The organism is Cellulosimicrobium sp. PMB13, from assembly GCF_051294865.1.
Classification (GTDB): Bacteria; Actinomycetota; Actinomycetes; order Actinomycetales; family Cellulomonadaceae; genus Cellulosimicrobium.
In genome coordinates this window covers 3752928-3779098 of the sequence record NZ_CP145910.1, presented here as the reverse complement: position 1 = coordinate 3779098, position 26171 = coordinate 3752928, and the positions used below count along the sequence as shown (strand labels likewise).

At 72.9% G+C, this 26171-nt stretch carries 23 protein-coding genes; 8 read left to right on the top strand and 15 right to left on the bottom strand.

Annotated features, from left to right (window positions below):
• Positions 1-138 precede the first annotated feature (138 nt).
• From V5D56_RS17020 to V5D56_RS17005, 4 genes are all read right to left on the bottom strand, one after another.
• Positions 139-1026, bottom strand: a complete 888-nt coding sequence (locus V5D56_RS17020) for an LLM class flavin-dependent oxidoreductase (protein WP_435736462.1) — start codon at positions 1024-1026, stop codon at positions 139-141.
• A 93-nt stretch (positions 1027-1119) separates the two neighbouring features.
• Positions 1120-2427 carry a hemolysin family protein gene (locus tag V5D56_RS17015; RefSeq protein ID WP_435736461.1) on the bottom strand — a complete coding sequence of 436 codons (1308 nt, stop codon included), beginning with the start codon at positions 2425-2427 and terminating at the stop codon, positions 1120-1122.
• 37 nt (positions 2428-2464) lie between these two features.
• Positions 2465-3457: a DUF808 domain-containing protein gene (locus V5D56_RS17010; RefSeq protein ID WP_435736460.1), complete on the bottom strand. Its 993-nt coding sequence runs from the start codon at positions 3455-3457 to the stop codon at positions 2465-2467.
• 225 nt (positions 3458-3682) lie between these two features.
• Positions 3683-6250: a leucine--tRNA ligase gene (locus tag V5D56_RS17005; protein ID WP_435736459.1), complete on the bottom strand. Its 2568-nt coding sequence runs from the start codon at positions 6248-6250 to the stop codon at positions 3683-3685.
• 386 nt (positions 6251-6636) lie between these two features.
• On the opposite strand from V5D56_RS17005, the gene lpdA reads away from it, so the two are divergent.
• The gene (gene lpdA, locus V5D56_RS17000; protein WP_435736458.1) at positions 6637-8043 is read left to right on the top strand and encodes a dihydrolipoyl dehydrogenase; all 1407 of its coding nucleotides are present in this window, start codon (positions 6637-6639) and stop codon (positions 8041-8043) included.
• Between the two features lie 144 nt (positions 8044-8187).
• On the opposite strand, the gene V5D56_RS16995 is transcribed toward lpdA, so the two are convergent.
• The 3 genes from V5D56_RS16995 to V5D56_RS16985 all read right to left on the bottom strand — a co-directional run bounded on the left by V5D56_RS16995 (position 8188) and on the right by V5D56_RS16985 (position 11283).
• Positions 8188-9228 (bottom strand): NAD(P)-dependent alcohol dehydrogenase, encoded by a 1041-nt coding sequence (locus tag V5D56_RS16995; RefSeq protein WP_435736457.1) that lies wholly within the window; start codon positions 9226-9228, stop codon positions 8188-8190.
• Positions 9229-9376: 148 nt separating this feature from the next.
• Entirely contained in the window at positions 9377-9775 is a 399-nt protein-coding gene (locus tag V5D56_RS16990) for a hypothetical protein (protein WP_435736456.1), read from the bottom strand.
• Between the two features lie 146 nt (positions 9776-9921).
• Positions 9922-11283: a lytic polysaccharide monooxygenase gene (locus V5D56_RS16985; protein WP_435736455.1), complete on the bottom strand. Its 1362-nt coding sequence runs from the start codon at positions 11281-11283 to the stop codon at positions 9922-9924.
• A 246-nt stretch (positions 11284-11529) separates the two neighbouring features.
• On the opposite strand from V5D56_RS16985, the gene V5D56_RS16980 reads away from it, so the two are divergent.
• Positions 11530-12570, top strand: a complete 1041-nt coding sequence (locus V5D56_RS16980; RefSeq protein ID WP_435736454.1) for an adenosine deaminase — start codon at positions 11530-11532, stop codon at positions 12568-12570.
• 82 nt (positions 12571-12652) lie between these two features.
• On the opposite strand, the gene V5D56_RS16975 is transcribed toward V5D56_RS16980, so the two are convergent.
• From V5D56_RS16975 to phnD, 5 genes are read right to left on the bottom strand one after another with little or no spacing between them, the layout of a single operon-like run.
• Positions 12653-13336 (bottom strand): TetR/AcrR family transcriptional regulator, encoded by a 684-nt coding sequence (locus V5D56_RS16975; RefSeq protein ID WP_435736453.1) that lies wholly within the window; start codon positions 13334-13336, stop codon positions 12653-12655.
• Positions 13333-14289, bottom strand: a complete 957-nt coding sequence (locus tag V5D56_RS16970; protein ID WP_435736452.1) for a tyrosine-protein phosphatase — start codon at positions 14287-14289, stop codon at positions 13333-13335. The genes V5D56_RS16975 and V5D56_RS16970 overlap by 4 nt, the downstream gene beginning before the upstream one ends.
• Positions 14286-15128, bottom strand: coding sequence for a phosphonate ABC transporter, permease protein PhnE (gene phnE / locus V5D56_RS16965; protein WP_435736451.1), 843 nt, complete (start codon positions 15126-15128; stop codon positions 14286-14288). The genes V5D56_RS16970 and phnE overlap by 4 nt, the downstream gene beginning before the upstream one ends.
• On the bottom strand, positions 15109-15969 hold the full coding sequence (phnC, locus tag V5D56_RS16960) for a phosphonate ABC transporter ATP-binding protein (protein WP_435736450.1): 861 nt from the start codon (positions 15967-15969) through the stop codon (positions 15109-15111). Before phnC ends, phnE begins: the two co-directional genes overlap by 20 nt.
• A gap of 5 nt (positions 15970-15974) precedes the next feature.
• Entirely contained in the window at positions 15975-16904 is a 930-nt protein-coding gene (gene phnD, locus V5D56_RS16955) for a phosphate/phosphite/phosphonate ABC transporter substrate-binding protein (RefSeq protein WP_435736449.1), read from the bottom strand.
• 323 nt (positions 16905-17227) lie between these two features.
• On the opposite strand from phnD, the gene murA reads away from it, so the two are divergent.
• The 5 genes from murA to V5D56_RS16930 all read left to right on the top strand — a co-directional run bounded on the left by murA (position 17228) and on the right by V5D56_RS16930 (position 22421).
• Entirely contained in the window at positions 17228-18544 is a 1317-nt protein-coding gene (murA, locus tag V5D56_RS16950; protein ID WP_435736448.1) for a UDP-N-acetylglucosamine 1-carboxyvinyltransferase, read from the top strand.
• A 117-nt stretch (positions 18545-18661) separates the two neighbouring features.
• Positions 18662-19957 (top strand): sensor histidine kinase, encoded by a 1296-nt coding sequence (locus tag V5D56_RS16945; RefSeq protein WP_435736447.1) that lies wholly within the window; start codon positions 18662-18664, stop codon positions 19955-19957.
• A complete protein-coding gene (locus V5D56_RS16940) occupies positions 19954-20559 on the top strand; it encodes a response regulator (RefSeq protein WP_435736446.1) in 606 nt (201 codons plus the stop codon). Before V5D56_RS16945 ends, V5D56_RS16940 begins: the two co-directional genes overlap by 4 nt.
• 69 nt (positions 20560-20628) lie before the next feature.
• Positions 20629-21354, top strand: a complete 726-nt coding sequence (locus V5D56_RS16935; protein ID WP_435736445.1) for a lysophospholipid acyltransferase family protein — start codon at positions 20629-20631, stop codon at positions 21352-21354.
• A 56-nt stretch (positions 21355-21410) separates the two neighbouring features.
• Positions 21411-22421 carry an NAD(P)H-dependent glycerol-3-phosphate dehydrogenase gene (locus V5D56_RS16930; RefSeq protein ID WP_435739062.1) on the top strand — a complete coding sequence of 337 codons (1011 nt, stop codon included), beginning with the start codon at positions 21411-21413 and terminating at the stop codon, positions 22419-22421.
• Between the two features lie 11 nt (positions 22422-22432).
• Here V5D56_RS16930 and V5D56_RS16925 read toward each other — a convergent pair whose 3' ends face one another.
• Entirely contained in the window at positions 22433-23116 is a 684-nt protein-coding gene (locus V5D56_RS16925) for an AMIN-like domain-containing (lipo)protein (protein ID WP_435736444.1), read from the bottom strand.
• Between the two features lie 96 nt (positions 23117-23212).
• Between V5D56_RS16925 and V5D56_RS16920 the strand changes: the two genes are divergently transcribed.
• The gene (locus V5D56_RS16920) at positions 23213-23590 is read left to right on the top strand and encodes a DUF6191 domain-containing protein (RefSeq protein ID WP_435736443.1); all 378 of its coding nucleotides are present in this window, start codon (positions 23213-23215) and stop codon (positions 23588-23590) included.
• Here the strand turns inward: V5D56_RS16920 and V5D56_RS16915 are convergent.
• On the bottom strand, positions 23576-24787 hold the full coding sequence (locus tag V5D56_RS16915) for a trans-sulfuration enzyme family protein (protein WP_435736442.1): 1212 nt from the start codon (positions 24785-24787) through the stop codon (positions 23576-23578). The two genes, V5D56_RS16920 and V5D56_RS16915, sit on opposite strands and share 15 nt — an antisense overlap.
• A gap of 125 nt (positions 24788-24912) precedes the next feature.
• Positions 24913-26100 carry an acyl-CoA dehydrogenase family protein gene (locus V5D56_RS16910; protein ID WP_435736441.1) on the bottom strand — a complete coding sequence of 396 codons (1188 nt, stop codon included), beginning with the start codon at positions 26098-26100 and terminating at the stop codon, positions 24913-24915.
• Positions 26101-26171: the final 71 nt, after the last annotated feature.

Here is a 26171-nt window from a genome sequence, read left to right as displayed (position 1 = left end):
CGCCAGGCCCACCACGACCCGTCCTCACCTCCGCAGGGCCCGCGTCTGGTGCTCACCGACGCGGTGCTCGCCGAGGCGTCGGATCCGACGGCGTCCTGACCGCCGGGCGTCCGTCTCGGCGTACGGGACGTGGGTGGGTCAGGGGCGGGGCGGGCCCTGGTGGATCGCGTCGAGGAGGGACTGCGGGGTCGCGGTCTCCGGGTTCCAGCGGGACTCGACCCACCACGTCGCGCCGGCGTCGGCGAGGCCGGCGAGCTGGTCCTGCGCTGCGGAGCGGTCGGTGGGGAGCTCGCCCTGGAGGACGACGTCGAACGGGCGGGCGTCGAGCCCCAGCTCGGTGCGGCGGGAGGTGAGCCACGTGACCAGGGCGGAGACGTCGTCGGGCGTGGGGACGTCGAAGCCGCGCTCGCCCTTGAGCTGGACGACGATGCCGTCGTGGCGCAACGTGCGGTCCAGTGAACGTAGCGGCGGGCGGTCCGCGTCCCAGACGCCGACCGGCCAGACCGGGACGTGGTGCCCGACGGCGGGCCTCTCGACCGGGCGCGGGAGGAACTGCATCTCGCCGGTCTCGAGCCGCGCGCCGGAGAACGCGAACCGGTCGCCGGTCCAGGCGCGGTCGAGGAAGGCCAGGGCGTCGTCGAGCTGCTCTGCCCGGTCACGCAGGGCCTGAGGTTGGTCGGGGACGGCGGAGAAGCCGCCGTCGTCCAGCACGCCGACGCCCACCGGCAGGACGAGGCGCCCGGCCGACAGGTGGTCGACCGTCAGCGCCTGCCGCACGACCTCCCAGGGCTTGCGCCGGGGGAGCGCGAAGACCATCGCGCCCAGGGTGATCCGTTCGGTCCGCACGGCGGTCGCGGCGAGGATCGCCCAGGGGTCGAACGTGTCGACCTCCATGATGCTCATGCCGTCCCACGAGAAGAAGCCGTCCCAGCCGTGCTCCTCCGCCGCGACCGCCATGTCGACCACCTCGGTCGCGGAGCCGAAGCTCCCGACGACCCCGACCTTGATCCCTGTCGATGCACCCATGGACGGGACGCTACGACGCGCCACCGACATCCGGGACGTTGAGTGCTGGGGATTTGTCGTCCAACGGGATGTCGGACGACAAATGCCCAGCACTCAGGGGAGGTCGGAGACGTCGAGGCGGACGATGCGGCGGCGCGACACGTCCGTCACCGTGAGCCGGCGCCCGGCGACGTCGACGTGGTCACCGACCTCCGCGAGCCGACCGAGCTCCGCCACGACGAACCCGGCGACGGTTTCGTACGGGCCGTCGGGCAGCTCGATGCCCGTGCGGCGCGCGAGCTCCTCGATGGTCTGACCGGCGTCGACGCTCGTGGTGCCGCCGTGGTCGTGCGCGGCCGACGGCTCGACCCGGTCGTACTCGTCGCGGATGTCGCCGACGAGCTCCTCGACGAGGTCCTCGAGCGTGACGATGCCGTCGGTCCCGCCGTACTCGTCGACCACGACGGCGATGTGCACGCCCTCGCGACGCATGCGCGACATCGCCGGGAGCACGGTGTTCGTGGCGGGCAGCTCGAGGATCGGGCGCACGACGTCGCGCACGAGCACCGGGCGCCCGGTCTCCGGGTCCGTGTCGGGATGGTCGGGGCGGTCGCGCCCGAGCAGGTCGCGCACGTGGAGGAAGCCGACGACGTCGTCGAAGTCCTCGCCCGTCACCGGATACCGCGAAAAGGGCCCGGCGGCGACGATGCGCGCGGCGTCCGAGAGGGTGGTGCCGGCCTCCAGGAACGCGACGTCGCCGCGCGGCGTCATCGCCTCGGCGAGCGACCGGTCGCCCGCGGCGAAGACGTCGTCGAGGATGCGGCGCTCGTCCTCGGGGAGCGCCTCGTGCGCGATGACGAGCTCCCGCAGCTCCTCCTCGGTCATCTCCTCACCGCGGGCCGACGGGTTGCCTCCGAGCAGCCGCACGACGGCGTCCGTCGACCGGGACAGGAGCCAGATCACGGGCCGCATGAGCGTGGCGAACCGGTCGAGCGGCGGTGCGACGGCGAGCGCGACCGACGCCGAGCGCTGCAGCGCGAGGCGCTTGGGCACGAGCTCGCCGAGCACGAGCGAGAGGTAGGCGACGAGCAGCGTCAGCAGGACGAGCGAGACCGTCGACGCGAGCGGCTCCGGGAGACCGAGCCTCTCGAGGACCGGAGCGAGGTCCGGCGCGAGCGTCGACGCGCCGTACGCGGCCGAGAAGAAGCCCGCGACGGTCACGCCGATCTGGACGGCGGCGAGGAACCGGTTGGGGTCGCGCGCGACCGCCGCGACACGAGCCCCGCGGGCCGACTGCTTCTCGAGCTGAGCGACCTGGCTCTCGCGCAGCGACACGAGCGCGATCTCCGTGCCGGCGAACACGCCGCCGACCAGCACGAAGAGCAGCACGAGAGCGATGTTGGTCCAGGTGCCGGAGTCCATCGCCCCATCCCATCAGAGGGGCGGCGTCGAGGCCGGGTCAGGCGTCCGACGGCTCGGTGGGCGCAGGGGACGAAGGCGTCTGCCCGTGGTCCGCCGGTTCGCCGTGCTTGCGGCGGGGGATCAGGTGCACGACCAGGACGACGAGCCCGCCGACGAGCACGCCCACCACGGCGGAGCACGCCGTGTTGACCAGCCAGGCGAGGAAGCCTCCGACGCCCGCCACGCCTTCGACGGCGTGCTCGAGGTGGTGCACCAGGTCGTACGGGCCGTGCCAGCCGAGGTCGTACGTGCCCTGGAGGAGGATGTGCCCGCCGACCCAGAGCATCGCGACGATGCCGACGGCCGAGATGACGGACATCACCTTGGGCATCGCCGTGACGAGGCCGCGGCCGAACGACTGCACCCAGCCCGTCCGGCGGCCCGCGAGGTGCAGGCCGATGTCGTCCATCTTCACGATGAGCGCGACGATCCCGTAGACGACCGCGGTGATGAGCAGCGCCACGATGACGAGAATGATCAGGCGCGACCAGAACTTCTCGGACGCGACCTCGTTGAGCGCGATCACCATGATCTCGGCACTGAGGATGAAGTCCGTGCGGACTGCGCTGGACACGACGGTGTCCTCGTCGACGGCCTTCTTCTCCGCCGTGCTCTCGACCTCCGCGTGGTGCTTCCCGGAGACCAGCTCCCACACCTTCTCGGCGCCCTCGAACGCGAGGTACAGGCCGCCGACCATGAGCAGGGGGGTGAGCAAGAACTCGAGAAACTCGCTCAGCAGCAGGATCGCCGGGAGGATGAACAGCAGCTTGTTGCGCAGCGAGCCGGTGGCGATGCGCCTGATGACCGGCAGCTCGCGCTTCGCGGCCAGTCCCTCGACGTAGCGGGGCGTCACCGCGGTGTCGTCGATGACGACGCCCGTCGCCTTCGCGCTCGCGCGACCTGTGGCGGCGGCGACGTCGTCCACCGACGCCGCGGCGAGCTTGGCGAAGGCCGCGATGTCGTCGAGGAGGGCAGCGAGTCCGACAGCCATGAGGTCTCCGTACGCGGGCCCGAGGTGCCGCGGGCGGGTCCGCTGGTTCGTGTGGGACGCGGCCGCAGCATCGTATCCGTCGCACGGGACCTCGGGCTGCGTGGTCCACCGTCGCCGAGCACGGGATCGTCCACCGTTCTCGGCCGGAGACGGTGGATGACCCCATGCTCGGCGGTCGGCACGGAGCAGGCAGCAGCAGGCAGGACGGCAGGTGGGCGTCGTGCGTCAGGCGGTCGACGCGCGCGTCACGACGTTCACGAGGTGCGGCGGGCGCACGACGACGCGCACGACGTCGCGTCCTCGGGTCGCCCGGGAGACGCCCGGCGTCGCGAGCGCACGCTCCCGCAGCGTCGCCTCGTCGACGTCGGCCGCGATCGTCAGCCGTCCGCGCACCTTCCCGTCGACCTGCACGACGGCCTCCACCGTGACGTCGACGAGCAGCGAGGGGTCGACGTCGGGCCACGCAGCCTCCGCGACCGACGGCGCGTGCCCGAGCCGTTCCCACGCCTCCTCGGCGGTGTACGGGGCGAAGAGCCCGAGCAGCACGGCTGCGGCCTCGGCGGCCTCGCGGACCGCGGCGTGGTGCGCAGGGGAGTCCTCGGCCGGCGCAGGCCCGTCAACCACCGCACGGCGCGCGGTCGTGACCAGCTCCATGACGCGCGCCACGACCACGTTGAACCGTGACCGCTCGAGGAGGTCCGCGGCGTCGTGCACGGTCCGGTGGGTGACGCGCCGCAGGGCGTGCGCGCGGGTCCCGGGCAGTGCCCTGGCGAGGTCGGCGCGGCCCATGTCGCCTGCCGCGTCCTGGATCACGCCGCCTGCGGCCAGGCCGCTCGGGACCGCCCCCGTCCCGACCGCGACCGGTCCGGCGACTGCGTCGACGAGCCGCAGCACGCGCTCGCAGAAGCGGCGCATCGCGGCCGGGTCGACGTCCGCCCAGTCGACGTCGTCCTCGGGCGGTCCCGCGAAGACCATCGCGAGCCGCACGGCGTCGACGCCCCACCGGCCGAGCTGGGCGCCGAGCTCGACGCCGTTGCCCAGCGACTTGCTCATCGCCCGGCCCCCGTTGAGCACCTGCCCCTGGTTGAGCAGCGTCGCGAACGGCTCGACGACGTCGACCCACCCGAGGTCGTGCAGCACCTTCGTCACGAACCGGCTGTAGAGCAGGTGCAGGATCGCGTGCTCGACTCCGCCCACGTAGCGCGCGGCCGGCATCCACCGGCGCGCGTCCTCGGGACGGAACGGGACGTCGTCCGGCGTGCCGGAGCCGTCCGCCGAGGCGCCCGTCGAGCAGTAGCGCAGGAAGTACCAGGACGAGTCGACGAACGTGTCGAGCGTGTCGGGGTCGCGCTCGGCGTCCGCGCCGCAGCGCGGGCACGGGACGCGTCGCCACGCGTCGGCGGCCGGGGAGGCGAGCGGCGAGCGGCCGCGCGGGAGCAGGTCGTCGCCCGCGAGGTCGGGCAGGCGCACCGGCAGGTCCTCGTCAGGCACGGGCACGACGCCGCACGCCCCGCAGTGCACGACGGGCACCGGGGCGCCCCAGTAGCGCTGCCGGGACACCAGCCAGTCGCGCAGCCGGTACGACGTCGCGCGCTCGCCGCTGCCCGTCGACTCCAGGCGGGCGACGGCGTCGTCGATCGACAGCCATGTCGCGCCAGAACCTGTCGGCAGGCCGTGGGCGGCGGCGAACCGGGCGTCGCGCTCGTCGTGGGCAGGCACGCCCATGACGACGCCGGTGCCGTAGCCGGGCAGGACGTGGTCGGCCGCCCACACCGGCAGGTCCTCGCCCGTGACGGGGTGGCGGACGTGCGCGCCGAGGAACATGCCTGAGGTGGCGCGGTCGGCGCGAGTCCGCGCGATCTCGCCCGCGGCGAGCGCGGCGGCCCGGTACGCCGACAGCGCATCAGCCTGCTCCGGAGCGCACAGCGCGGTCGCGAGCGGACTGTCGGGCGCGACCGCGAGGAACGTGACCCCGGGCAGCGTGTCGGGGCGCGTCGTGAACGCCTCGACCACGGCCGGCCTCTCCGGGGCCCGCGCAGGGCGAGGGCCGTCGTCGGGCACGACGGCGAACCGCACCCGGGCGCCCTCGCTGCGCCCGATCCAGTGCCGTTGCATGGCGAGCACACGGTCGGGCCAGGCGCCCTCGAGCGCGACCATGTCGTCGAGCAGCCGGTCCGCGTACGCCGTGACGCGCACGAACCACTGCGTGAGCTCGCGCTGCACGACGACCGCCCCGCAGCGCTCGCAGCGGCCCCCGACGACCTGCTCGTTCGCGAGCACGGTCTGGTCCGTCGGGCACCAGTTCACGGGCGCCGTCGCGCGGTACGCGAGGTCGTTCTCCAGCAGGCGCAGGAACAGCCACTGCGTCCAGCGGGAGTACTCGGGCCGGTGGGTCTCGAGGCGTCGCGACCAGTCGAACGAGACGCCGTACCGGCGGGCGGTCGCGGCCTGCGTCGCGATGTTCGCCTCGGTGAACACCGCGGGGTTCTCGCCGCGGCGGATCGCGGCGTTCTCGGCGGGCAGCCCGAACGAGTCCCAGCCGATGGGGTTGAGCACGTCGAACCCGCGCAGGCGCCAGTACCGCGCGACGACGTCCTCCAGCGCGAACACCTCCGCGTGGCCCATGTGCAGGTCGCCGGAGGGGTAGGGGAACATCGTCAGCAGGTAGCGGCGGGGACGGCTGCCGTCGTCGCGCGCGCGGAAGGTGCCGTGCTCGTCCCAGTACCGCTGCCAGCGGTCCTCGGTCGCGGCGGTGGGGCTGGGGCGCTCCCGCGTGAGCACGGGATCGGCCACCGGATCCGGCGCGATCCGGTCGTTGACCCCGTGCTCGGCGGTCGACGATCGCGTGGTCGAGGGTGAGTCGGGGGATGGGTCAGCGGGTGAAGGGTGTGCGGCGTCCACGGTGAGGCTCCTCGAGAGGGTGGGCTTCGTCGTCGGGCACTCGCCGTGTGCTCCCGGGAACCGTCACCGGGACGCGCAGGCACCGCCGCGCTGAGCGTGCCCGCCCGGCGGGCTCAGCGCGGCCCGAGAAGGAGGAGCCGCAGGTGTCGCATCCCGGACATCGTCGCCCCGTGGGAACGGCGGGGTCAACTCTCCGGGGGTCGGAGGGGCTCAAGGTGTGGCGGACGTCGCCCGCCGTGGCGGTCCGCGCCCCGCCGAGCCCCAGTAGGCTTGACGCCATGGCATCCCACTACGACGTCGTCGTCCTCGGTGCAGGTCCCGGTGGTTACGTGGCCGCGATCCGTGCAGCCCAGCTGGGTCTGCAGGTCGCGGTCGTGGAGGAGAAGTACTGGGGAGGGGTGTGCCTCAACGTGGGCTGCATCCCGTCCAAGGCGCTCCTGCGCAACGCCGAGCTCGCGCACATCTTCACGCACGACGCGAAGACCTTCGGCATGTCCGGTGACGTGACCTTCGACTTCGGCGCGGCGTTCGACCGCTCGCGCCAGGTCGCGGACGGTCGCGTCAAGGGCGTGCACTTCCTCATGAAGAAGAACAAGATCACCGAGTACGACGGCCGCGGCACCTTCCGCGACGCGCACACGCTCGACGTGAAGCTCGCCGACGGCTCGACCGACCAGGTGACGTTCGACAACGTCATCATCGCGACCGGCTCGAAGGTCCGCCTGCTGCCGGGCGTCGAGCTGTCCGAGAACGTCGTCACGTACGAGAAGCAGATCCTCACGCGCGAGCTGCCGAAGTCGATCGCCATCGTGGGCGCCGGCGCCATCGGCATGGAGTTCGGCTACGTCCTCAAGAACTACGGCGTGGACGTCACGATCATCGAGTTCCTCGACCGCGCGCTGCCCAACGAGGACGCGGACGTCTCCAAGGAGATCGCCAAGCAGTACAAGAAGCTCGGCGTGAAGCTGCTGACGTCGACGGCGGTCCAGACGGTGAGCGACAACGGGACCGACGGCGTCAAGGTCACGTTCAAGGGCGTCAAGGACGACAAGCCGGGCGAGCTCGTCGTCGACAAGGTGCTCATGGCCGTCGGGTTCGCCCCGAACGTCGAGGGCTTCGGCCTCGAGAACACGGGCGTGCAGCTCACCGAGCGCGGCGCCATCGCGATCGACGACGTGATGCGCACGAACGTCGAGAACATCTACGCGATCGGTGACGTCACCGCGAAGCTCATGCTCGCGCACGTCGCGGAGGCCCAGGCCGTCGTCGCGTCCGAGACCATCGCCGGCGCCGAGACCCTCACGCTCGGCGACTACCGCATGATGCCGCGCGCGACGTTCTGCCAGCCGCAGGTCGCGAGCTTCGGCCTCACCGAGCAGCAGGCGCGCGACGAGGGCTACCAGGTCAAGGTCGCGACGTTCCCCTTCATGGCGAACGGCAAGGCGCACGGCCTCGGCGACCCCGTCGGCTTCGTCAAGCTCATCTCCGACGAGACCTACGGCGAACTGCTCGGCGGGCACCTCATCGGCCCGGACGTCTCCGAGATGCTGCCCGAGCTCACGCTCGCGCAGAAGTGGGACCTCACGGTCAACGAGCTGTCGCGCAACGTGCACACGCACCCGACGCTGTCCGAGGCCGTCCAGGAGTCGATCCACGGCCTCGCGGGGCACATGATCAACTTCTGACCGACGGGACACGTCGGCTGGGGCGAGATCGTCCGCAGAGGCCCGGAGCGCGGAACGCCGCGCTCCGGGCCTCGTCCGTGTTCCCCTGCCCTGCCGCCGCGAGATCGCCCGGGACCGGCGGGGTGGGGACGGCGGGATCGACCGCTACAGGGTCGCGGTGTCGATGACGAACCGGTAGCGCACGTCGCTGGAGAGCACGCGCTCGTACGCGTCGTTGATCTGCTCGGCGGCGATGAGCTCGGTCTCGGGGGCGATGCCGTGCTCGGCGCAGAAGTCGAGCATCTCCTGGGTCTCGGCGATGGAGCCGATACCGGACCCGGCGAACGAACGGCGGTTGCCGAACAGCGTGAACACGGTGACGGGCAGCGGCTCCGGGGGAGCGCCGACGTTGACCATCGTGCCGTCGAGGCGCAGCAGCCGCAGGTAGCGGTCGAGGTCGAGCGGCGCGCTGACGGTGTTGACGATGAGGTCGAACCGGTTGGCGAGGGCCTCGAACGTGGCGTCGTCCTCGGTCGCGAAGTAGTCGGTCGCGCCGAAGGCCAGGCCGTCGTCCTTCTTCGCCAGCGTGCGCGAGAGCACGGTGACCTCCGCGCCCATCGCCGCGGCGATCTTCACGGCCAGGTGGCCGAGGCCGCCCATGCCGACGACGGCGACGCGCTTGCCGGGCCCGGCGTTCCAGTGCGCGAGCGGCGAGTAGGTGGTGATGCCCGCGCACAGCAGAGGCGCGGCGGCCTCGTAGGGGATGGCGTCGGGGACGCGGAGGACGAAGTCCTCGTCGACGACGACGTGGGTCGAGTAGCCGCCCTGGGTGATGGTGCCGTCGACGTCGCGGCCGGCGTAGGTCTGGATGTTGCCCTCGAGGCAGTAGTTCTCCATGCCGGCGCGGCAGTTCTCGCACTCGCGGCACGAGTTGACCATGCAGCCGACGCCGACCCGGTCGCCCACGGCGTGCCGGGTGACGGCCGTGCCGACCTCGACGACCTCGCCGACGATCTCGTGGCCGACGACCTGCGGGTAGGTGATCGGGCCCCAGCCGCCGCGGACGGTGTGGATGTCGGAGTGGCAGACGCCGGCGTAGCGGATGGCGATCAGGACGTCCTTCGGGCCGACGTCGCGACGCTCGATGGTCGTGGGGACCAGAGGCTCGGTCGCGGACGGGGCGGCGTAGGCGTTGACGGTGCGCAAAGAGTTCTCCTTCGTCGGTGGTGCGCCCTCCACGGTATGCGCCACCGGACGCGCCGGGGAGGCTCTCTCAGGGCACCCCACACCGGGAATGCCGCGGGAGTCGGCGGTGGAACGCCCGCGCGCGGGACGGTCGACGTCGTCGGCGGGGCTACGCGGTCCCGCCGAAGTGAGGGTTGACCGCCCTCCAGTTCTTCATGAACTCGTCCAGCGGCTCGGGCGACGTCCTGGCGGGCCGCAGCGGCACGTCCTGCCAGGAGTCCGGCATGAACGGGGCGCGCTCGATCCATCGGGAGAAGTAACGGTGGGCCGCCGACAGCTGCTCGTCGGGGCCCTGGCCGGCGAACGTCCGCAGCACGTCGTTGAGCGTCGCGCCGTCCCTGACGGTCGCGACGGCGACGTCCGTGACGGTCGTCGCGGTCAGTGCCGGGTACATCTTCTGGGTGTCGTCGGGCGGCGTGCCGTTGGCGACGAAGTAGTTCTTGCGCCAGAGGTCGAACGGGGCGGCGACGGGGCACCCGGCGGGTCCGTCGATCCAGTACGCAGTCATGACGTCGCTCCCATGGTGCCCTCTTCCTGCCGTCTCGCCGGTGGTCGTGCGTCATGCTACGGGTCGCCCTTCGACGACCGTCGCATGGACCGGCACGACGGTGCGCCGACGGAGACCTTCCCGCCGGCGCACCGTCGCCGAGCACATCAGCTGCAGGCGGCTCCGTTGAGCGCGAACCCTGCCGGCTCCGGGTGCGACCCGGCCGCCGCGGTCGCGCCGTTGAAGCCGAACGTCACGGACTCGCCCGGGGCGATGCTCGTCTTCCACGCCGGACGTGTCGCCGTGACCGTCGTCCCCATCTGGTCGAGCGTCGCGCTCCACCCGGGTTCGTCGACCTTCTGCCCGCCCGGGTACGCGAAGGACACGACCCAGTCGGAGACGGCCACGATGGACGTGTTCTTCACGGTGACCGAGGCCGTGTACCCGGTGCTGCTGCCGCCCCACGAGGACGCGGAGTAGTCGACCTCGCACGCGCCGGCGGGCGTCGGCGTCTCGTCGTCCGCCAGCGTGGTGAACGTGACGGTCCGGGTGCTCGAGACGGCGCCGGTGTGGTCGTTGCGCGACCGGACGGCCACCGTGTGCTCGGTGTCGGGTTCCAGCCCGGTCAGGTCGACCATCGGTGACCCGTCGGTGCTCGCGAGCACCGCCCCGCTCCCGGGGTCGAGCACGTCGTACCCGGTGACGCACCCGGTCTGCGCGGCCCCCCACATCACGTGCGCGCTCGTCGTGGTGATGCTCATGGCCATCGGTGCGCCGGGAGTTCCCGGTGCCTCGTCCGGGCAGACCGGATCCGTCGGGTTGCCGCCGTCGTCCCCGATGCCCGTGACCTCGCCGTCGCCGCCGTCGAACGCGACGTCGGAACAGCTGTAGAAGTTCTCGTTGCTGTCCGACCGCACCCAGTGGGTGAAGATCATGTGGTCGCCGGTGCGGTCGGCCGGGAGGGTGACGTCCCAGTAGTAGTAGTTCAGGGCGCCGGGCCCGCCGGTGTCGGGCGGGTTGGTCACCGAGTCGATCAGCTCGAGGTCGCCCCAGGCGAGCGGACCGGAGGGGTCCCACCCCTCCTCGGTGACGTACACGTCGAAGCGTCCGGGGTGCTCGGCCCAGTTGTTGTGCTGGAACTGGTACGTCTCGCCGGCCGTCAGGTGCGTCGTCGGCCAGTCGTCGCGCACGGCGTTGAACCCGGAGAAGTCGTACGGGCCGCGACCGCCACCGTCGCAGATCTGGCCGTCGGGGATGTAGCCCGTGGTCCGGCCTGCGCCGTTCGAGTCGAGGTTGCCGAACCAGTTGTAGAACGCCGAGCTCCCGCTGACGGCGTACGCGTTCGCGCACGCCGGGTTGTCCGGGTCGACCTGACCGTTGCCCGTCTGGCCGTCGACCCAGCACAGGTACTGGCGGCTGCCGGGGAAGACCTCGGCGCCGTGCGCCTCGGCGGGCGCGGGTGGAGAGACCGCCACGAGGCCGGCCGCGCCGAGGACCGCCGCGGCGGCCCAGGCTGCAATGCGTCGCATCTCAAGCTCCTTCGCTCACGGATGTCGAACACTGGGACGATGCCGGACGGCGAGCTGTCGCGGAACCGTCTTAATCGATTCGGCCCCCCTCCTCGACACGGCAGCCCTCCGGTACCCGGCCGCCCGCTGCAGGGCGCGCAACGGTCCGTGCCCGACGACGGGCCGCACGTCGCGCGCACGGGTGAGCCCCGGCGTCGGGCAGGGGAGAGGATGGTGCGGGGGACGACCCGACCGAGAAGGAGACCCATGGCACTGCCTGCCACACCCACGCGCGAGTTCATCACCGGTCTGCCGAAGGCCGAGCTGCACCTGCACCTCGAGGGGACCCTCGAGCCCGACCTCAAGCTGCGCCTCGCGCAGCGCAACGGCATCGACATCGGCCAGTCGACGGTCGAGGAGGTCCGCGCGACGTACGCGTTCGACTCCCTGACGAGCTTCCTCGCCGTGTACTACCCGGCGATGGAGGTGCTGCAGACCGCCGACGACTTCTACGAGCTCGCCGACGCGTACCTCGCGCGCGCCGCGGCCGACGGCGTGAAGCACGTCGAGATGTTCTTCGACCCGCAGGCGCACACGTCGCGCGGCGTGCCGTTCGAGACGGTCGTGACCGGGTACCACCGGGCGGCGGCGGAGGCGGGGGAGAGGCACGGCGTCGACGCGCACCTCATCCTGTGCTTCCTGCGGGACCTGTCCGCGGAGAGCGCCACCGAGACGCTCGAGGCGTCCATCCCGTTCCGGGACCGGATCCTCGGTGTCGGTCTCGACTCCGACGAGCGCGGCAACCCGCCGGAGAAGTTCGCCGACGTGTTCGCGCGGGCGCGTGAGCTCGGCTACCGCCTGACGATGCACTGCGACATCGACCAGGAGGGCAGCATCGACAACATCCGCACGGTGCTCGACGAGATCGGCGTCGACCGCGTCGACCACGGGACGAACGTCGTGGAGGACCCGGCGCTCGTCGCCGCCGTGCGCGAGCGCGGCCTCGGGCTGACGTGCTGCCCGGTCTCGAACTCGTTCGTCACCGACGACATGAAGGCGACGGAGATCGCGGGATTGCTGCGCGACGGCGTCCGCGTCACCGTGAACTCCGACGACCCCGCGTACTTCGGCGGCTACGTCGCCGACAACTACGTGGCGCTCGCGGAGGCCGCCGGACTCACGACGGCCGAGGTCGTGACGCTCGCGAAGAACTCGTTCGAGGCGTCGTGGCTGGGCGAGTCCCAGCGCGCCGCCTACCTTGCGCAGGTCGACGGCTACGTCGCGGCGTACGCGGCGTCGTCGGACTGACGTCACCCGTGCGGGCTCGCGCGAGGTAGAGCCCCCGGTCGCGAGGTAGAACCCGCGGGGTGCTACCTCGCGACCGCGCGTTCTACCTCGCGGCCGTGTCCGGCTGCGTCGGCCGTGCAGCCGACGTGCCGGTCGGGTCGCCCGGGACGACGCACATCCCGCGCCACGCGACGCGGACGGCCTCGCGGCAGCGGGCGACGGCCTGCGGGTCGTCCAGGGCCACGCCGCGCACGACGTACTGGTAGTAGAAGACGCCGTTGACGAGGTCGATGCACGCGTCGACGTCGAGGTCCGGCCGCAGCACGCCCCGCTCGATGCCGGCCTGCAGCACCGCGACCAGGCCGGCCCGACGGCGGGACACGTGCTGGCGCCAGTAGGCCTGGGCGAGCTTGCGGTCGGTCATCGCGAGGCGCAGCCGCAGGCGGAAGCGCTGCTCCGTGTATCCCTGTCCGGCGGCCTGGGCGGCCGGGGTGAACGCCGCCAGCAGGTTCTCGAGCAGGTCGCCGTCCAGCGGGATCACGTACGGCTCGCGCCCCCGGTCGAGCGCCGCCGCGACGAGGTCGGTCATGCTGGGCCACCGCCGGTAGATGGCCGCCCGGCTGACGCCGCTCAGCTCGACCACGCGGCTGAGCGTGATCTCCTCGCCCTGCTCCATGAGCCCGACGGCGGCGTCCAGGATCCGCTCGTCGTGGCCCTCGGCACGGGGACGGCCGGGGCCGCGGCGCTCGGCCGCGCCCCCGGGGCGCTCGGCGACGACCGTCCTCACGCCGCCGGCGAGTCGACGTGCGCGCCGTCGGACGCGCCGTCGGGCACGTCGAGCGCGCGCTCGCGCAGCCGCGCGACGAGGCCGTCGGTGAGGCCGGCCGCGCGCAGCGGCGCGAGGGGGTCGCCGTGACGCTCGGTGAGCGCCGCGAGAAGCTCGCGCATGGGCACCTCGGAGAACTCGGTGCGGACGGCGGCGCGCGCGGCCTCGTCGAGGTCGAACCCGAACCGGCGCATGAGCGGCTGCATCAGCGGCGCGATGCGCGCCATGATGGCGGCCGAGCTCTCGCCCGTCCGGGCGTAGTCCGCGACGATGTCGTCCTCCTGCGCGCCGAGGGCGAGCAGGAGCGACGCCGCGAGGACGCCGGTGCGGTCCTGGCCGGCCGCGCAGTGGAACGCGACGGCCCCGGGCGCGAAGGCGATGATCGCGAGCGCCGTGACGATCTGCGGCGCCGCGTCCTCGTACATCCGCAGGTACATCCGCCCGAACCGGCTCTGGTCCAGCAGGTCGGCGGCCGCCGTGCCGTCGGGGAGGCGCCCGGCGCCCCCGGCGACGCCCGCGCCCGCGCCCGCGCCCTCGGCAGCGTCCGCAGCCGTGGAACCGCCGGCGGCCTGGCCGATGTTCGCGAGGAACGGCACGTGGTGGTAGGTCACCGTCGGCTGCGCGCCGAGCGGCCCCCGGCCCGTGAAGCCGACCTCGTCGCCCGAGCGCAGGTCGACGACCGCCCGCAGCCCGCCGTCGACGAGCCGCTGCGCGTCGGCCTCGGTGACGATCGCGAGGTCGTCGGCGCGGATCGCGAAGCCCTCGCGGACCGTTCCGCCCGCGACGGGTACGCCACCGAGGTCGCGAAGGTTGACGGGTGCGCTCAGGGGCAGGTCCGCCGGGGTGGTGGCGGTGGTGGCGGGGACGGTCTCGACGGTGCCGAGGCCGGCGACAGGGGAGTCGGTGAGGGTCACGTGATCTTCTTTCGGATGATGGCGCTGGCCTGGTCGATGACCGTGACCAGCACGATGATGCAGAGGACGATCGCGGACAGGTGCCCGTAGTCGTACATCTTCATGGCGGTGGTGAGCTCCAGGCCGATGCCGCCGGCACCGACCATGCCGAGGATGGTCGCGCCCCGCACGTTGCCCTCGAAGAGGAGCAGCGTGTACGACACGAGCATCGGCCCGGCCTGGGGCAGGACGCCGTACTGCACGACCTGGCGCTTCGAGGCGCCCACGGCCTGGACGGCGGTGACGGGCCCGGTGTCGACGGCCTCCATGGCCTCGGCGAAGATCTTGCCGATCGAGCCGATGGACCCGACCGTCATCGCGAGGATGCCGGCGAACGGGCCGAGACCCACGGCGGAGACGAACATCAGGGCGAACACCAGGTCGGGCAGCGACCGGATGATGTTCATGACCCAGCGGGTGGGGTAGTACAGCCACCTCGGGGCGATGTTCGACGCCGCTCCGAACGCCACGACCAGCGACAGCACGGCGCCGAGCACCGTGCCGACGATCGCCATCTGCAGCGTCTCGATCAACAGCTCGACGATCACGTCGAGCTTGTCCCACGTGGGCGGGAACATCCGCGAGAGGAACTCGCCCATGTTGGCCGCGCCCTCGCCGAGCTTCGCGAAGTCGAACTCCGCCCCGACGAACGACCACACGAGCAGGACGAGCGCGATCGGCACGCCGAGCATGAACCGTGCGCGGGGCACGCGGAACGCGTGCTCGAGGCGCTCGCGCTCGCGCGGGTCGAGCTGCGGCTGCCTGCTGCGGCGGGCGGTCTCAGGAGACGTGAGAGTCATGGTCGTCCCCGTCCTCGTCGTCGTGGGCGTAGAGCGCCTCGAGCGCTGCGGCGTCGAGGTCGCGGGTCGGCGCGCTGACGAGCATCTCGCCGTGCCGCAGCCCCACGATCCGGTCGGAGTGCTCGAGGGCGAGCGGCAGCACGTGCAGGCTCACGAGCACGGGGATGCCGTCCTCGCGGGCGATCTCGTGGAGCAGGTCGAGCACGGAGTGCGACATCTTCGGGTCGAGGGACGCGACCGGCTCGTCGGCGAGGAGCAGCCGCGGCTGCTGCATGAGGGCCCGCGCGATCGCGACACGCTGCTGCTGCCCGCCGGACAGCGTCCGCGCCTGGTCCGTCGCCTTGTGCGCGATCCCGACCCGGTCGAGCAGCTCGAGGGCTCGCCTGCGGTGCGCGCTCGTGAACCCGCCGCCGAGGTTGATCGGACCGGCGTCGTGCAGGGCGCCCGTGAGCACGTTCGTCAGCACGCTGAGCCGGCCCACGAGGTTGAACTGCTGGAAGATCTGCCCGACCGACGCGCGCAGGCTGCGCAGCTGGCCGCGCCGCAGGTTCGTCAGGTCGTAGCCCGCGACGCGCACCGAGCCCTCGTTCACCGGCGCGAAGCCCGTGAGGCTCTTCATGAGCGTCGACTTGCCCGACCCGGACGAGCCGAGCAGCGCCACGAGCTCGCCGGGGAACAGGTCGAGGTCGACGCCGTCGAGCACGAGCGGACCGTCGCCGTAGGCGACCTTCAGGCCGCGCACGGCCACGAGCGGGAGCGAGGGTACGCCCGCCGCGGCGGCCGGGGCCGCGGTCAGGGACACGCCGTCGGGGCGCGGGTCGACGGGAGCGGTCGTCGTCATCCCGGTCAGCCCAGGTCCGAGATGTCGACGTCGGCGATCGCCGCGATGTCGACGAAGGGCTGGAAGATCTCGTCGTCGGGCTCGAGGATCGGCTCCGTGCCCTGCATCGCCTCCATCATGGCGCCGAGCGCCTCGGCGTTGTCCTCGGTGAAGACGTTCGGGAGCGCCTCGAGCAGCAGCGCGCGCTTGTCCTCGGCGAGGTCCTGGTCGGCGAGCACCGTCACGGCCACGGGCATCGACGCGCTCTCGCCGATGGAGCGCGTCTCGCCCTCCTCGAACGGGAACATCGGGCTCCCGGCGCCGGCCATCTGGGGGAAGATCGTGGACGTGCACGCGACGTCGGCCTGACCCTCCTTGAGGGCCGTGAAGCTCATGTCGTGACCGCCGGAGAACATCGCCGTGTAGTCGACGTCCTTCTCCAGGCCGGCCTCGTGCAACAGCGCCACGGGCATGAAGTAGCCGGAGCTCGACGCCGGGTCGGCGAACGCGACGACGGACTCGGGCGTGAGGTCCTCGACGGTCTGCAGCGGCGAGCCGTCGAGCACGAGGCACGTCGAGACGGGGTCGTCGTTGCCGGGCCACGCGACGAGAGAGTCGACCTCGCCCGTGTTGACGGCGAGGGCGGAGGGGAAGCCGCTCATGAAGCCGATGTCGACGTGGTGGTTGCGCAGGGCCTCGACGACCGCGGTGTAGTCCGGCACGTCGACGATCTCGACCGCGCGTCCCGTCTCCTGCTCGACGAGGTCCGCGAACGCCTCGATCGGGTTCTCGGCGGCGGGGTCGTCGCCGAGCGGCGTGGTCGCGAAGGTGATCGGGGCGTCCGGGTCGGCCGTGGCGGCGGCGTCGGCCGCGTCGGCGGTGCTCGAGCAGCCGGCGAGGACGACGGCAGCGCCGACGCCGAGCAGGGCGAGGGCGGGGAGGGCGCGGGCGCGCATGGGCGTTCCTTTCGAGGTGGGCCGGGCGGCCCGGTCGGATATCGCGACTGGCGATGCCGGAATCACAGCCCGCGAAGGTGACGGGGAATTACGAGACCGCCGGACCTGGAACGGAAGAGTCGGTGAACACCGGGTGTCGCGGATCGCGTCGGCCGGTGTGGCGGTCCTGTGGAGGGTCGCGGTGCGATGGCGCCGCGCGGGCTGTCAGCGGTGTCGTGCGCCCCCGCGGGGGTGAATAATCTCCGGGTGCCCCCGCGCGGGCGCACCAGGGCCCGACCTCGGGCTCGCGGACCACCCCGCTTCCGAGAGGGCGACCTGAGCTGATGAACGACGTGCTGTACGTGAACGGTGGCACCCCCCTGGACGGGACCATCACCGTCCGCGGCGCGAAGAACTTCGTGTCCAAGGCGATGGTGGCGTCGCTCCTCGGCGAGTCGCCGAGCGTGCTGCGCAACGTGCCCCAGATCCGCGACGTCGGCGTCGTCACGGGACTGCTCGAGCTGCACGGCGTGGCGGTCAAGGCCGACCCGGACGCCGGCATCCTCGACCTCGACCCCTCGAACGTCGAGTCGGCGCACGTCGCCGACATCGACGCCCACGCCGGGTCGAGCCGCATCCCGATCCTGTTCTGCGGCCCGCTGCTGCACCGTCTCGGCGAGGCCTTCATCCCCGACCTCGGCGGCTGCCGGATCGGCGACCGGCCGATCAACTACCACCTCGACATCCTGCGCCAGTTCGGTGCCGTCGTGGACAAGCGCGAGAACGGCATCCACATCCGTGCGCCGCGCCGTCTCCAGGGCACGAAGATCGCGCTGCCGTACCCGTCGGTCGGCGCGACCGAGCAGACCCTGCTCACGGCCGTGCGCGCCGAGGGCATCACGGAGCTGGCGAACGCCGCGATCGAGCCCGAGATCATGGACCTCATCGCCGTCCTGCAGAAGATGGGCGCGATCATCTCGGTCGACACCGACCGCGTCCTGCGCATCGAGGGCGTCGACCGCCTCGACGGGTACACCCACACCGCGCTCGGGGACCGCATCGAGGCGGCCTCCTGGGCCTCTGCGGCGCTCGCGACGGGCGGCGACATCACGGTCAAGGGCGCGACGCAGCCCGAGATGATGACGTTCCTCAACACGTTCCGGAAGGTCGGCGGGCGGTTCGACGTCCAGGACGACGGCATCCGCTTCTGGCACCCCGGGGGCGACCTGAGCCCGATCGTGCTCGAGACCGACGTGCACCCCGGCTTCATGACCGACTGGCAGCAGCCGCTCGTCGTCGCGCTCACCCAGGCCAAGGGCCTGTCGATCGTGCACGAGACGGTCTACGAGAACCGCTTCGGCTTCACCGACGCGCTGCGCGGCATGGGCGCGACGATCCAGGTCTACAAGGAGTGCCTCGGCGGTCGCGACTGCCGGTTCGGGCAGCGCAACTTCCACCACTCGGCGGTGGTCTCCGGTCCGACGCCGCTCGCAGCCGCCGACATCGAGGTCCCGGACCTGCGCGGCGGGTTCTCGCACCTCATCGCGGCGCTCGCCGCGAAGGGCACCTCCACGGTCCGCGGCATCAGCCTCATCGACCGCGGCTACGAGAACTTCCAGGACAAGCTCGCCGCGCTCGGCGCGGACGTGTCGCGCGGCTGACCGGTCCGCGAGCCAGCCCGCGATCCCGGTGCCGAGGGTGCTCATCGCACGGCTGACCCTGGACCTCATGACGCCTGTCACGGCGTGCGCGCCGCGCGCCGTGACAGGCTGGTCACCGTGAGAACCCGACCCCGGACCTTCCTCGAGGTGTGGTCCCGGAGGACCGCGCCCGAGCGGTTCGACACGTACACGCGCTGGACCCTGTACCTGCTGTCCGCGACCGAGCCGTTCGCGGCCCTCGCCCTCGTCGGCATCGACCAGTCGTTCACCGTCGAGGGCATGCGCGTCTGGCTGCTCCTGGTGCTGGCGCACACGGTCGTGTGCATCGCGAGCCTGCGCGCGGGCCTGACCCACTTCCTCGGTGGTCCCCCCGTCCGCCCCGTGCTGCTCGGTGCCCTCGGCGTGCTCACGCTCGCGGTGAGCGCGGTCGCGTTCTGGACGTTCCCCGTCGACGGGCCGGACGACGTCGCGGGCAGCGGGCGCTACTACGGGATGCTCGTCGGCTTCGCGTTCGGCGCCCTGGCGCTCGTCCCGTCCTTCACGTTCCGCCGGCTCGTCGTCCTCGCCCTCGGCCTCGCGGTGGTCACCGGCTGCTCGGTCTGGGTCGGCACGGGGCCGATCTCGCCGACGACCGTGGGGATGGCGGTGGGACTCACCCTCTCCGTGGCCTTCATGCTCGTCGCGATGTTCGGCTCCTACCGCGCGTCGGTGTGGATGCTCGGGGTCGTGTGGGAGCAGGAGCGCAACCGCGTCCTGCACGCGCGGCTCGCCGTCGCGGAGGAGCGCCTGCGCTTCTCGCGCGACCTGCACGACGTCTTCGGCCGCACGCTCTCGGTCGTCGCGGTGAAGAGCGAGCTCGCCGCCGAGCTCGCCGCCCGCGGCCGTCCCGGCGCCGAGGAGCAGATGCTCGAGGTCCGGCGCATCGCCCAGGACGCGCTGCGCGAGGTGCGCGCCGTCGTCGCCGGCTACCGGTCCGCCGACCTCGCGGCCGAGATGGCGGGCGCCCGCTCCGTCCTGCGCTCCGCCGGTGTCGAGACCGTCGTCCACGGCGAGGAGACCGTCATCGGCGAGCGGGCTCAGGAGGCGCTCGCGTGGGCCGTGCGCGAGGGCGTCACGAACGTGGTGCGGCACTCGTCGGCGGGCACGTGCACGATCACGCTGCAGCGCATCGACTCCCACGGTGTCGTCGAGATCGTCAACGACGGCGTCTCGCCCGGCGCCGTGCGGCGCAGCGGCTCCGGGCTCGCCGGGCTGGGCGAGCGGCTCGCCGCCGCGGGCGGGGAGCTCCAGACGTGGAGCGAGGAGGGGAGGTTCGGCCTGGTGGCCCGCGTGCCCGACGACGGTGGCCCCCCTCCCGGGACCTCGTCCGCACCCCGCACGCTCCCCGCCACCGAGAGGGCCCCACGCTCGTGATCCGCATCCTGCTCGCCGACGACGAGAACCTCATCCGGGACGCGATCGCGTCCCTGCTCGGCCTCGAGGAGGACCTCGAGGTCGTGGCCCTGGCGGCGTCGGGACCCGAGGCGGTCGCGACCGCGCTCAAGCACGCGCCCGACGTCGCGGTGCTCGACCTGCAGATGCCCGGTCTCGACGGCGTCGAGGTCGCGGAGCGGCTCGCCGCCGAGCTGCCGGGCTGCGGCGTGGTCATCGTCACGAGCCACGGCCGGCCCGGCTACCTCAAGCGCGCGCTCGAGGCGGGGGCGCGCGGGTTCCTGCCCAAGACGGTCTCCTCGCGCGTGCTGGCGGACGTCGTGCGCCAGGTGCACGACGGCGGCCGGTACGTCGACCCGGAGCTCGCCGCCGAGGCGATCGCCGCGGGCGAGAGCCCGCTGACCCCGCGCGAGGCGGACGTCCTCGAGCTCGCGGCCGACGGCGCGCCCGTCGAGGAGATCGCGACGCGCGCCCATCTCGCACCGGGGACCGTGCGCAACTATCTGTCGTCCGCCGCCGCGAAGCTCGGTGCCGCGAACCGCCACGAGGCGGTCCACGTCGCGCGCCGGCACGGGTGGATCTGAGGGGCGCACGCCAGCCCGACCTTGCCGCGGCGGGGGGTCGGCCGCTCCGCCCGGGTAGGCTCGGTGCTCGTGCCGAGCCTGCCACCCATCCCGCGCGCGTACCGCGTCGTCGCGTTCTTCCTGCGCCCGCTGCTCTTCGCGATCACCCGACGCGACTGGCAGGGGACCCAGAACCTTCCCGACCGCGGCTTCATCGCCGTCGCGAACCACGTCACCGAGATCGACCCGGTGACGCTCGCGCACTTCCTCTACGACCAGGGGAGGGCGCCCAAGATCACGGCGAAGGCGTCGCTGTGGAAGGTGCCCGTGCTCGGCGGCATCCTCACGCGGACCGGGATGATCCCCGTCCACCGCGGCACCGCCGGTGCCGCGCAGTCGCTCGTCGACTCGACCACGCAGCTCGAGCGCGGCGAGTGCGTCGTCTTCTTCCCCGAGGGCACGCTCACGCGCGACCCCGACGGCTGGCCGATGGTCGGCAAGACCGGGGTCGCCCGCCTCGCGCTGACGAGCCGTGCGCCCGTCGTGCCGATCGGCCAGTGGGGCGCGGAGCAGCTCCTCGCGCCGTACGGGAAGGTCTTCAAGCCGATCCCGCCCAAGCGGGTCGCGGTGCACGCGGGAACGCCCGTCGACCTCTCGGACCTGTACGACCGTCCGCACGACACGGCGACGCTGCGCGAGGCGACGGAGCGCATCATGGCGGCGATCACCGCGCAGGTCGAGCAGATCCGTGGCGAGGAGGCGCCCGCCGAGCGCTTCGACATGCGCAAGAACCCCGGGTCGGAGAAGCACCGGTGAGCGCCGTCGAACCGTCCGCGGCCTCGGCGTCCACCGGCGAGTCCTCGACGGCCCCCGTGGTCGCCGCCGTCCTCGGGTCGGGGAGCTGGGGCACCACGTTCGCCGCGGTCCTGGCCGACGCCGGGTGCGAGGTCCGCCTGTGGGGCCGTGACCCCGCCGTCGCGGAGCAGGTGAACACCGCACGCCGCAACGAGAAGCGGCTGCCCGGGATCGACCTGCCCGCGGGCATCGCCGCGACCACGGACGCCGCGCAGGCGCTCGCCGGCGCGGGTCTCGTCGTCGTCGCGATCCCGTCGCAGGTCGCGCGCGCCACGCTCGAGGAGCTGCGCCCGCTCGTCGCACCGGACGCCGTCGCGGTGTCGCTCATGAAGGGCGTCGAGCTGAGCACCGACCAGCGCATGAGCGAGGTCGTCGCGCAGTCGCTCGGCCTCCCGGCCGAGCGCGTCGCCGTCGTGTCCGGGCCGAACCTCGCCCCGGAGATCGCGCACCGGCAGCCGACGGCGACGGTCGTCTCGTGCGTCGACGAGGACGTCGCGCGCTTCGTGGCGCGCGCGTGCTCGTCGTCGTACTTCCGCCCCTACACCAACCGCGACGTCGTGGGCGTCGAGCTGTGCGGCGCGGTGAAGAACGTCATCGCGCTCGCGGTCGGCATCGCTCAGGGCCGCGGCTTCGGCTGGAACACCACGGCCACGGTCATCACGCGTGGGCTCGTCGAGATCACGCGCCTCGGGCTCGCGCTCGGCGCGGAGGCCGAGACCTTCGCCGGTCTGGCCGGCATGGGCGACCTCGTCGCGACGTGCTCGTCGCCCCTGTCGCGCAACCACACGCTCGGCAAGCACATCGGGCAGGGCATGTCGCTCGACGCGGCGATCACCGCGACCGGTGGTACCGCCGAGGGCGTCAAGTCGTGCCGCTCGGTGCTCGAGCTCGCCCAGAAGGTCGGTGTGGACATGCCGATCACGGCGGGCGTCGTCGCGGTGCTGCACGAGGGCATGCCCGTCGACGAGATGGCGCGGGGGCTGCTGTCGCGGCCCCAGAAGGCCGAGGGCGTCTCCGCGGAGCGCTGAGACCCGAGGGGTCAGCCGTCGTCGCGCACGTCGACGACGACGCGGGTCGGGTTCTCGAGCGCGAACACGCGGAACGGCCGCTGCTCGCCGTCGACCCCGACGAACGCCTGCGTGTACCCCTCGAACACGCCCAGGAGCCGCACCTCCTCGATCACCCCGTCGTCGCCCCCCTCGACCGGGTTCGGCTCGGAGTGCTCCTCGACGCCCGTGTCCATGGGGTAGCCGGAGCCCGAGATCATGACCTGCAGGAAGGCGTCGCCGTCCACCTCGACGACGTCGCCCTTGCCGTCGCCGACCGGCCGGTCGACGTACTCCACGCGCCAGCCGGGCGTGCCCGTGCCGCCCAGCTCGAGCACGGCCCGGTCGTACCCGTCGTGGTGGCCGACCCGGATGTCGGTCACGGTGAGCAGCGCGTCGGCCGTGGGCTCCTGGACGTCGGGCTCGGTGTTCGCGGGGAACGGCACGGGGGCGTCGGACGACTCGTCGGCGGGCGCGGTCGGGTCGTCGGTGGCGGTCTCGGCCGGTGGCTCCGAGGTCTCCGTGGGGCTCGGCGCCTCGCTCGTCGCGGTGGCCGAGGGGGGCGGGTCGTCGTCCGTCCCGCCGCCGGTGGAGCACGCGGCGAGCGTGAGGGCGAGCACCGTCGCCGTCGCCGCGGTCGGGGTGAACCGGGCCGTGCCCGCACGCCTCGTCGTCATCCCTCGATCCTAGGAACGGCGGGTCACGCGCGCGCGACGGTCCGGACACGGTCCGGCGGCGTTCCGGCGACTGTCCGGTCTCGGTAGGGTGACGAGATGATCGCGGAGCTCGGGGCGCAGGCCGCAGGCATCCTCGTGACGCTCGTCGTGCTCGCGCTGCTCATCGTCGGCATCGAGCGCTTCGCGTCGGGCAAGGAGGCGCGGGCACGTCGCGAGGCGGAGCACGGAGAGAGCGCCGGGTCGGGGATGTTCGGCGAGATCGTCGAGATCTTCCAGCCGAGCCGGACGCACGTGACCGAGGAGAAGGAGCGGCAGCGTCTCGACATCGTCCAGCGGCCGGCCGAGGGGCGGCCGTTCGACGTCGACCTCGACCTGGGCGTCTTCTACCTGCCGGCGGAGCGCCGACCGGACGATGCGGCGGACGCGGCACTGGGTGGGTCGCCGGCCGAGGGTCGCCCGTCAGCCGCGCGCTGAGCGCAGCGCCCCGTCCAGGTCGCGCCACAGGTCCTCGACGTCCTCGATGCCGACCGACAGGCGCAGCAGGTCCTCGGGGACGGTGACCGACTCCGTGGCGAACCGGCGCCGCCGCTCGAGGCTCGACTCGACGCCGCCGAGGCTCGTCGCGGGCACCCAGAGCCGCACCGCTGCCACGACGGCGTCCGCACCTTCGGCGCCTCCGACCGGCCGGACCCCGAGGATCGACCCGAAGCCCGTCATGAGCCGCGCGGCGCGCTCGTGCCCCGGGTCGTCCGGCAGGCTCGGGTGCCGGACCTCCACGACGTCCGGGTGGTCGGCGAGGCGGCGCGCGAGCTCCGCCGCGGTCGCCTGCGAGCGCTCGACCCGCAGGGCGAGCGTGCGCAGGCCGCGCAGCGCGAGCCAGACCTCGAACGGTCCGGGGATCGCGCCGTGCAGCGTGCGGTACGCGCGCACGCGCTGCGCGAGGTCCTCCGAGGACGTGACCACGGCGCCGAGGACGACGTCGGAGTGACCCGCGAGGTACTTGGTCACGGAGTGCACCACGAGGTCGGCACCCTGGTCGAGCGGGCGCTGGCCGAGCGGTGTCGCGAACGTGTTGTCGACGGCGGTCAGCACACCGCGCTCGCGCGCGGCGGCCAGGAGCACGGGCAGGTCCGCGACCTCGAGCATGGGGTTGGTGGGCGACTCGACCAGGAGGAGCGACGCGCCGTCGAGCGCCGCGACGACCTGGTCGGTGTCCGCGACGTCGACGCGCCGGACCTCGACCCCCGCGCGCTGCGCGAGGTCGTCCGCGAAGCCGAGCGTGACCTGGTACGCGTGCCGCGGGACGACGACGACGCCTCCCGCGGGGACGAACGAGAAGACCGAGGCGATCGCCGCCATGCCCGACGAGAAGACCACCCCTGGCTGCTCGGCGCCCTCCAGCGCGGCCAGCGCCTCCTCGAACGGGTGCCACGTCTCGGTGTCCATGCGCGCGTACAGGAGCTCGCCAGGCTGCTGGACGCCCTGCGAGACGTACGTCGAGGACAGCACGACGGGCGGGTTGACCGGCGCGCCCTGCGCCCGCGCGGGCCGTCCTGCCGCGACCACGAGGGTCGCGGGGGACAGGGACGGGTCGCGCAGGGTCGTCGCGACGGCGTCCGGCAGGTCGTGCGGGGCGGGCGGGACGGCGTCGGGCAGGTCGTGCGGGGTCATGGCCGCAGGTTACGCCGCAGCCGCCACCCGGTGCCTCGGGCGACCGATCGGTGAGTCACCGGCGCTCGAGCGTGTCGTCTCGCCCGACGACCACGACCACATGGCCGCCGGCTCGGCGGGGCGGGTCAGGGGAGGGGGCCGAGCAGCGACTGGGCGACCGTCGAGTGGGCGGACTCGTCGTCGGAGGGGTGGAACAGCCCCGCGAGCACGTCGCGGTAGAGGCGGCCCAGCTCGTTGCCGGCGAAGTAGCTCGACCCGCCCGCGACACGCACCGCCTGCTCGACCACGTGCTTCGCCGTCTCCGTCGCGCGCACCTTGAGCCCCGCCGTCGCGCGGAACCAGCCCCCGCCGCGGTCGACGAGCGCGTCGAGCTCGCCCGCGACGGTGTCGATCTGGGGCCACACGCCGTCGAGCGCGAGGGCCGCGTCGGCGAGGCGCCAGCGGATGTCCGGGTCCTGCGTGAGCGGCGCGCCGTCGTTCTTCATCGACGTCCGACGGCGCGCGGCCGCGACGGCGAGCTCGAGCGCCCGGTCCGCGATCCCCGTGTAGACGGCCGCGAGCAGGGTCTCGAACGTCGTGAAGATCCCCACGACGAGCGGGTCGAGCGTCGGGCCGGGCGGGATCCGGCGGACCACCCGGTCGGCGCGCGCCGGAGCGCCGTCGAGCACCGTCGAGCGCGACTGCGACGCACGCATGCCCATCGTGTCCCAGTCGTCGAGGATCTCGATGCCGCCCGCGTCCCGGTCGAGGAACGCGTGCACGAGGTGCGGGCCGCCGTCGGGCCTGTCGTCAGACCCCGCGTCGAGCCCCAGGACGCCGAGGCGCGTCCAGCCGGGGGAGTTGGACGTGAAGATCTTCCGGCCGTGGAACGTGTACCCGCCCGAGCCGTCGGGCCGGGCCTCGGTCCTCGAACCGAGCAGGACGAGGTCGTTGCCCGCCTCGGAGTACCCGAAGCCGAACACCTCGCCCCGTCCGGCCTCCTCGAGCAGCCAGTCGAGCGACGAGTCCCCGCGGTCGTGGAGGTACCGCGCGACGCCCGTCCACACGTGGTGCATGTTCACGGCGAGCGCCGTCGCGGGAGCGGCGCCCGCGAGGCGCGCCTGCTCGCGCGCCGTCTCGCGCAGCCCGAGGCCCGCGCCGCCGAACGACTCGGGCACGAGCGCCCGCAGGTATCCGGCAGCGGTCAGGTCCGCCAGGTCCTCGGTGAAGTACGCGTTGTCGCGGTCGTACCCGGCGGCGCGCGAGCGGACGGCCTCGAGGAGGTCGTCGTCGAGCAGGCGGCGGGCGGGGGCGAACGGGACGGGGCTGGGCATCGTGGTCCTCGGGTCGGTGGGACGGCAGCGGGCGTGGCCGGGAAGACCAGGCCACGCCCACCGTACGTCGG